Consider the following 1066-nt stretch of genomic DNA (forward strand, 5'->3'; position numbering starts at 1 on the left):
TACCCCACGACATCCAGTTTCACCGCCAACCATTTCACCAAAAACCAACTCTTCAGAAGCTAGCATATCAGCAGCAATCAACCTCGTAGCTTAATCTTCGTAAAATCCCTTTTCTCTTCAGTTCTTGAAGAAGGAAAACACTCAAGTTTAGAGTCTGTCCTTTTCAATTCTGCTCTGCGCAGACATTTTTTATAAACCAACAGCCAACTTCACCGACAGCCACTCCACCAAGAAGTCCGCCTCGACCTAACTCACCAGCAACCATACCATAAACTGAAGAAAGATGAAGAAGTGGTTCTTGTTCCGCATCCGAAAAAAAACTTCTGATTGAAACGCCACACTCTTTTGCATAACCAGTAGGTTGATTAAAATAAAAAATACAAGATCTCACTTTTTCTGTTGACAATAGAGGGAAAATCGTATTTAATGACATATGCGGGGGAGGTTTTTTTGTATCTAGATTTCACCGTATCCCCAGTTTCAATATAAAGACCTAGTATTTAATATAAAGGCGAAGTAAAAAGAAGCGAAGCATTCAAGCGAGTCAGGATGCGTGAGCTACTCTGTCCTACTAGGCCAATGTGTATGAATTTGTTGGTAAAGTGAGCCATGTCAGTGCGGAGGAAAAACCCAGTTTTCATATCCTAGAAAAGGATTCATCCGTTAATCCTCCCGTTTAATCTTCTGGCAAATCTGCCGACCGACAATACCTTTGAAACGCTTCACTTTACCCTTGCGGATTATCGTGTTAAAAGTGAAAGCATTTTTTCAAAAACCAATAAAGAATTGACCATAAAAATAAGAAATTGATCAATTGTATTGCTCATGTACTTCCTCAAAAGCAAGCCAATGATGGATGCAGCCATCCTCAAAGCAATGTGGATTGTTGCTGACAATAAAAGGGCTATTCATTTTAAGGCTTTCATCCGGCTTAAAACCTTCCAACCATTCGTTTTAAACCTTTAACTCCAAACAATTCATTCGTTGAGATTTCCTCTCTGATCTACGTATAACCAAAGATCTACATCCAGCTAAACATGCGCATATTGGAAGACTTATCAGGAAA

1 protein-coding gene is annotated in these 1066 nt (G+C 39.2%); it reads right to left on the bottom strand.

Annotation, left to right across the window (positions count from 1 at the left end; genetic code table 11):
* Positions 1 to 163 precede the first annotated feature (163 nt).
* On the bottom strand, positions 164 to 391 hold the full coding sequence (locus ACFIK8_RS09965) for a hypothetical protein (RefSeq protein ID WP_151244752.1): 228 nt from the start codon (positions 389 to 391) through the stop codon (positions 164 to 166).
* Between the last annotated feature and the right edge of the window lie 675 nt (positions 392 to 1066).

This window comes from Bartonella sp. MR168JLCBS (genome assembly GCF_042194175.1).